4 protein-coding genes are annotated in these 6899 nt (G+C 74.1%); all 4 read right to left on the bottom strand.

The window, feature by feature from the left end; genetic code table 11:
• Nucleotides 1-658: S8 family serine peptidase (locus EHS43_RS33015; RefSeq protein ID WP_260470819.1), on the bottom strand; the 658-nt coding region annotated here is incomplete at its 3' end.
• Nucleotides 655-3993: a right-handed parallel beta-helix repeat-containing protein gene (locus EHS43_RS33010; protein WP_125194337.1), complete on the bottom strand. Its 3339-nt coding sequence runs from the start codon at nucleotides 3991-3993 to the stop codon at nucleotides 655-657. The genes EHS43_RS33015 and EHS43_RS33010, both read right to left, overlap by 4 nt.
• A gap of 43 nt (nucleotides 3994-4036) precedes the next feature.
• Nucleotides 4037-4597 (bottom strand): sigma-70 family RNA polymerase sigma factor, encoded by a 561-nt coding sequence (locus tag EHS43_RS33005; protein ID WP_260470818.1) that lies wholly within the window; start codon nucleotides 4595-4597, stop codon nucleotides 4037-4039.
• Nucleotides 4598-4881: 284 nt separating this feature from the next.
• Nucleotides 4882-6899: tetratricopeptide repeat protein (locus tag EHS43_RS33000; RefSeq protein WP_148104143.1), on the bottom strand; the 2018-nt coding region annotated here is incomplete at its 5' end.

Genomic DNA, 6899 nt, shown 5'->3' with positions numbered 1-6899 from the left:
TGACGGGCCCGGTCGGGTCGGGGGCCGCCGCCGCGATCACGAGGGCGTCCCGCTCGGCGGCGTACGCCACGGCTGCCGTCAGGTCGGCGGAGCCGTGGGCCACGGCGGGGGAGACGACGATCACCTCGGCGCCCGCCTGCGCGGCCGAACGGATGGCGGAGGCCAGTGAGGCAGCCGTGGCCGCGCCCCGGGCGTCCGTGCCGCGGACCGCGAGGACGCGTGCCGCGCCCGCGACCCCGGCGAAGCGCACCTGCTTGGACGGCGCGGCTGCGATCAGGCCCGCCACGAAGGTGCCGTGTCCCACACAGTCGCCCAGCGCCGCGCCCACCGCGGTGACGCGTCCCGCCAGCGCCGGTGCCTGCGCGGAGACACCGGTGTCGACGACGGCGACCGTCACCCCGGCGCCGCCCGTGCTCCCGCCTGATGTCCGCCACACCCGCGCGAGGCCCAGTGACCGCTGCTCCCACGGCGCGGCCCGCGCCGGCGAGGACGAGCCCGCCGTGCAGGGGGCGCCGGCGGCCAGGACGGAGGGGATCACCGGCAGGTTCACCCCGCCGTCCGCCAGGGGCACGGCGTGGGCCGGTCCGCCCAGAACCGTCAATGCGAGCGTCAGTGCCAGTGTCGGCGCCAGTGCCGGCGCGCGGGTCGGCCGGGTCATCGTGTCTCCGTTCCCGGTACGTCAGCGGGCAGCAGCAGTCGCAGGTCGTCGAAGCCGGGAGAGGCCATGGCACTGATACGGCCGGCCTGGCGGGTCATCATCGTCTCCAGGACCTGGCGGGCCAGGCGCGCGTTCCCGAAGGAACGGTCGCGGGGCAGGCGGTCGAAGTGCGTGTGCAGAGCCGCATCCGTGCCCGGCCCGCAGTCGTAGCCGCTGGTCTCCGCGTGCCGGCGGACGATGGTGACCAACTCGTCGGAGGAGTAGTCGGCGAACTCCACATGGCGGGAGAAACGGGAGGCCAGGCCCGGGTTGGAGGCCAGGAAGTGTGCCATCTCGTCGGTGTAGCCGGCCACGATGACGACGACCTCGTCCCGGTGGTCCTCCATCAGCTTCAGGAGCGTGTCCACCGCCTCCCTGCCGAAGTCCGAGGAACCGGACGGGCCCGGTGGGGTGAGGGTGTACGCCTCGTCGACGAACAGCACGCCGCCCAAGGCCTGTTCGAAGACCTCGCGGGTGAGCTGGGCGGTGTGGCCCACGTAGCGGCCCACGAGGTCGGCGCGGGCCACCTCGACGAGCTGGCCGCGGGGCAACACGCCGAGACGGGCGAGGAGTTCGCCGTAGAGGCGGGCGACGGTGGTCTTGCCGGTGCCGGGCGGGCCCGTGAAGACCAGGTGGTGACCGATACGGGGGGCGGGGAGTCCGGCGGCTTCCCGTCGGCGGGCGGTGGCCAGGAGGTTGACCAGGTCCGTGACGTCCCGTTTGACGCCCGCGAGGCCGGTCAGCTCCCCGAGCCGGGTCAGTGGGTCGCCGCCCGCGGGGCCGTCCTCGCCGACGGCGGCCGCCGCGTCCTCACCCACGTCCTGCGGGACGAAGAGGGCCAGGGCGCGCTGGTCGATGTCCACCTGGGCGGCGAGGCGGGTCGCCTGGCGGTCGACCATCTCCTCGAAGAGCTGCCGGGCCGCGCGGCCGTTGCCGAAGCCGGCGTCGCGCGGCATCCGTTCGAAGCGGACGGCCAGGGCCTTGCGGGTGGTGTCCTCCAGTTCGTACTGGTGGCGGGCGCACATCGACTCCATGATGGCGACCAGCTCGGGGACCGAGTAGTTCGAGAACTCCACGGTTCGGGAGAAGCGGCTGGCCAGGCCGGGGTTGGAGGCCAGGAAGCCGGTCATCTCGTCGGTGTAGCCGGCGACCACCACGACCATGTCCTCACGGTGGTCCTCCATCAGCTTCAGCAGGGTGTCGACGGCTTCCCGGCCGAAGTCGGCGCCGCCGGAGCGGCTGTCGGAGACCAGGGTGTAGGCCTCGTCGATGAACAGGACGCCACCCAGGGCCCTGTTGAAGGTCTCGGTGGTCTTGATGGCGGTGCCGCCGACGATCTGCGCCACGAGGTCCGCGCGCGAGACCTCGACGAGGTGGCCGGAGCGCAGGACGCCCAACTCGGTGAGGATGGCGCCGTAGAGGCGGGCGACGGTGGTCTTGCCGGTGCCGGGCGGGCCCGCGAAGACCAGATGGCGGCTCATCGGCGGCACCGGCATCCCCATGCTCGCCCGGCGCTGCGCGAGCCGGGTGAGGTTGACCAGCGTGCGGACCTGCTGCTTGACGTCGTCCAGGCCGATGAGCGCCTCCAACTCGCCCAGCGGACCTGTGCCTTGCTCCCCGTCCGCGCCGGGCCGAGCCGTGGCGCCCGCCGGGTCCGTGCCATCGGCCTCGCCCAGCCCCCAGGCGTCCCGGCGGCCGTTGTCCGTGCTGGTCAGCCCCTCCACGGCGAGCCGGTCGCCGGGGCGGACCTGCACCAGGCCGCCGCCGGTGTTCTCCCGGGCCGTGCAGTTGACCAGGGAGACCGGTGCGTCGGTGTCGACGCGGAAGCCGTCGCCCTCGCTGCGCAGCGACTCGCAGGAGGTGAGGGCGCCGCGTCCGCCGTCCTGCACGACCACGCCGTGGGCGCCCGCGCCGCTCACCCGCAGTCTGCTGGCGGTGAGTTCGCCGCCCGTCGCCACCAGGACACCGGGGTGCGCGCTGCCGCGGTCGCCGCGGATCTCGCAGTCCCGCAGGGTGACGCTGCCGTCCGGTCCGACCGACAGGCCGGGCCCGCCCGCCACGTCGATGCTGCCGCCGCCGATGAACAGGGCGCCGTCGTCCTCCACACGGATGCCCGCCCCGCCGGGGCGTTCGACCACACAGTCCTCCAGGCGGCCGCGCCCGTCCGCGGAGATCTCCACGCCGTGGCCGCCGGGGGCCCTGACGAGCGCCCGGCGCAGCAGCGGGTTCGCACCGGAGCGCACGCTGATGCCGACGCCCGCCGCGTCCACCACCTCCACCCGGTCCAGTTCGGCCACCGACTCCTCCTCAAGGAGCAGCCCGGCCGCCGAACTCCCCTGCACGCAAAGCCCGATGAGCACGGGCGAGGACGATCCGCCGACCCGCAGCGCCGGAGCCTGCGCCGACTCCAGACGGCAGTCCTCGATCGTGCCGCGCGATCTTTCCAGTACGGCCATGCCGTGGCCCTCGGTCCGGGCCGTACGGCAGCGCCGCAGCCACGGATCGGTGCCGCCGGACAGCACGATCCCGGTGCCGGTGGTACCGGTGACCGTCACGTCCTCCAGGGTGGTGCGGGCGGCGCTGCTCAGGTGCACGCCGGTGGTGGTGTCGTGGACGGAGGTCCGCACGATGCGGGTGGTGCAGTGGTCCTCCAGGGCGATCGCGGGCTTGTCGGTGGAGGAGATGTCACAGTCCTCGACCGAGCCGCGCGCCTCGCCGTTGGCCAGCACACCGTTGCCGCGGGCGTCGCGGACCGTGCAGTCGCGCAGGGTGACCCGGCCGCGTTCGCCGATCACCGCGCCCGAGGTGCCCAGGTGTTCCACCGTGCACGACTCGATCGAGCTGTCCACGGGGGAGGTGACGACCAGGCCCGCGCCCCGGGGGTTGGTGACCCGGCAGTCACGCATCGCCAGCGATCCGGTGCCCCGGGCGAGCAGTGCGGTCCAGCCCGAGCCGGTCACGTCGCAGCCCTCCAGGGCGAGTTGGCCGCGGGCCACGTCGACCACCGGCAACTCCTCGTCCCGGCCGGTCAGTACGAGATCGGTGAGCATCACCGCGTCCGCCCCGAGGGCCACCGCGCTGCCGCGGCGGGGTGCGATCTCCACGCTGCCCCGGGCCTGTTCGGCCACGATCGTCACCCGCGTGCGGATCACCAGGCTCTCCTGGTAACGGCCCGGGCTGACGCTGATCACGGCTCCGCCGCGTGCCCGTTCCAGTGCCTCGCCGATGGTCCGGAAGGAGCCCGCGGGGGAGTCCGGGGCGGGTTCCTGGCAGACGGTCAGTAGCTGGCGTGGCACGCCTGAGCCTCCGGTGAAGTGTGTTTGTCGTGGCGGGAGTCGGTCAGCGCAGGGCGGCCGGGGTGGGCGCGCCGAGCGAGGTCAGGGCGCGGCGCAGGGCCCTGAGGGCATGGCTGCTGCGGGACTTGACCGTGCCCTGGGGGAGGTTCAGTTCGGCCGCCGTCTCCTCGATGCTGCGGTCGAGGCAGTAGCGGTGCACCAGCACTTCCCGGTGCGAGCGGTCCAGCTCGGCCAGCGCCCGGGTCAACACCTGTGCGGTCAGCGTGCGTTCGCTGCTGTCGGAGACGACCTCGCGGTCCAGGGCGGTGGGAATGAGGTCGGCCGGACGGGCCCGGCGGGTGCGGTGGGCGTCGATGGCGAGCCGTCGTACGACGGTGAAGAGCCACGGACGGGTCAGTCCCGGCGTCGAGGTGAGCCGGTCCGCGTGGCGCCAGGCTCTGAGGACGGCCTCCTGGACGATGTCCTCGGCGCCGTGCACGTCGCCCAGGGTGAGCCCCTGGGCGAACTGGAGCAAGGCGGTGCCGTGCGTCTGGTAGATCACACGTGCGAAGGCCTGGCCCCCGTCCGGGCATTCTCTGTTCTCCTGCTGCTCGTTCGCGATCACCCGCCGATCGTCGAGGTCGCCGATCGACTGTCGATCACCCGCCGATCGACTCCCGATTGCCGTTCGATGGTCGTTCGCCACCCCGGGCGCGCCGGGGCCCCGTAACTCACTACGGAGCAGCGCCGCCCAGGGTTCTCACCCCGAAGGGCAATCCGCCCCGCCGCGACGGAAGGTAACGGTACGGTAACGGCCGTCGGAGTGGCAGAACCCGCGGCCGTGCGGCCCCGTAGTGCGGGTGAGTGTCCCGACCGCCGGCACGAGGAGGTGCACCGATGCGGCGAGGCTCACCCACCCCGTGCGGCCCGGTGCCCCTGCGGCGACAGGGCTGCCAGCTTCTCGCGCATCACTACGGCGTCCGGATGCCCGAGCCGGTCGAGGACTCGCACTGCTTCCCCCAGCAGCGCCCGGGCGCGATCGGGCTGTCCCAGACTGAGCAGGGCATCGGCGAGCGAGGCCAGCGTGTGCGCCTCCGCCCAGGGGACCCCGCCCACCCGCCGGAAGTGCGCCAGCGCCTTCTCAAGGGCGGCGACCGCCTCGTCGTGGGCGCCCAGATGGTGCCGGGCGTGCCCGATGCTGTTCAGGACGTGCCCGAGGGTGTAGTCGTCGCTGTGGGCGCGGGCCAGTTCCAGCGCGGTGGCGCAGAAGGCCAGGGCCTCGCGGTGCCGGCCCAGCAACGAGTGGTACCAGCCCAGCCCGTTGAGGATCCAGGACCGCAACCTGCTCTCGCCGTCCGGGCCGAGCAGCTCCAGGGCCTGCCGGTGGTGGGCGAGGGCACCCTCCAGGTCGCCCTGCACCTCCAGGACGACGCTCAGCTGACGGTGGCTCTCGGTCAGCGCGGGAACGTCACCGACCTTGTCGAACAGCTCGATGGCCCGCTCGATGTGCGCCCGCGCGTCACCTGCGCGTTTCGCGTACGACTCCGCCTGGGCCAGCCCCCGGTGGATGTGCGCGAGGGCGCTGGGGTCCCCGAGTCGGTCGGCGGACTCCAGCGCGGTGCGCAGGGTCACCCCCAGCTCGTGCCAGAGCCCCTGCCGCCCGAAGTGGTGCTCCACGCACCAGGCGAGCTGCCAGGCGTGGACGTCGAAGCCGCACGCCGTGGCCTCCCGCACCACCGCGACCAGGACGGCCCGTTCGGCCTCGAACCAGGCCATGGCCCGCTGCGGGGTGGCGTACGACTCGGCCCGCACGTCCGGGGACGGCTCGGCCGGCACGATCCGGTCCCGGGTGAGGTCCATGAGCCGGGCGGCGCCGTGGGCGCTGTGCAGATAGTGGTCGAACATCCGCCGACGGGCGGCTGTGACCTCGCCGGGGCCGTCCGTCCCGGCGGACAGCTCGGCGGCGTAGGCCCGCAGCAGGTCGTGCCAGGCATACCGGCCCGGTGCCGGCTCGTCCACCAGATGGGTGTGCACCAGCTCCGACAGCAGGCTCCGCGCGGCGGCCGCGCCGAGTCCGGCCAGGCTCGCGGCGGCGGGCAGCGACACGTCCGGGCCGGGGTGCAGGACCAGCAGCCGGAAGAGACGGGCCGCGCCGGGCGAGAGCGCGTGGTACGACCAGGACAGGACGGCCCGCACGTCGGCCGCCTGGTCGGTGTCGGTGAAGGCGTCGAGACTGCCGTGCCCCTCGGCCAGCTCCTCCGCCAGCGCGGCGAGCGGGAACGCGGTGCGGTCGGCCGCGCGGGCCGCCGCGACGGCCAGGGCCAGGGGCAGCCGCGCGCACAGGTCGACGATCTCGCGGACCGCGTCCGGTTCAACGGCGACCCGCGCGGCGCCGAGGCGGCGCAGCAGCAGATCGTGGCCCTCCCGCGCGGTCAGCACGTCCAGGCGCAGGGGGTGCGCGCCGTCCACGGCGACCAGTCCGCCCAGCCGGTTGCGGCTGGTGACGATGACCAGACAGCCCGGCGCGCCGGGCAGCAGCGGCCGTATCTGACCGGCGTCCCGGGCGTTGTCCAGCAGCACGAGCACGCGGCGCCCGGCCAGCACGGTCCGCAGCCGCGCCGCCAACACGTCCTGGTCCTCCGGGAGTTCGCGAGGCGCCACGCCCAACGCCTCCAGCAGGGTGCGCAGTGCCTGCGCGGGCGGGACGGGGACGCCCACGGGGTCGAAGCCGCGCAGGTTGAGGTAGAGCTGCCCGTCCGGGAAGCGGGCGGCGATCCGACGGGCCCAGTGGACGGCGAACGCGGTCTTGCCCACCCCCGCGCTGCCGCCGATCACGACGGTGGCGGAGGGGGCGTCGGCCTCCGGGATCAGCGCGGACGCCTGGTCGAGCTGAGTCTGGCGTCCGACGAATCCCGGCAGTTCGGGGG

The organism is Streptomyces sp. RP5T, assembly GCF_003933965.1.
Lineage (GTDB): Bacteria > Actinomycetota > Actinomycetes > Streptomycetales > Streptomycetaceae > Streptomyces.
The sequence above is the reverse complement of the archived record's forward strand: the minus strand, read 5'-3'. Positions and strand labels throughout refer to the sequence as shown.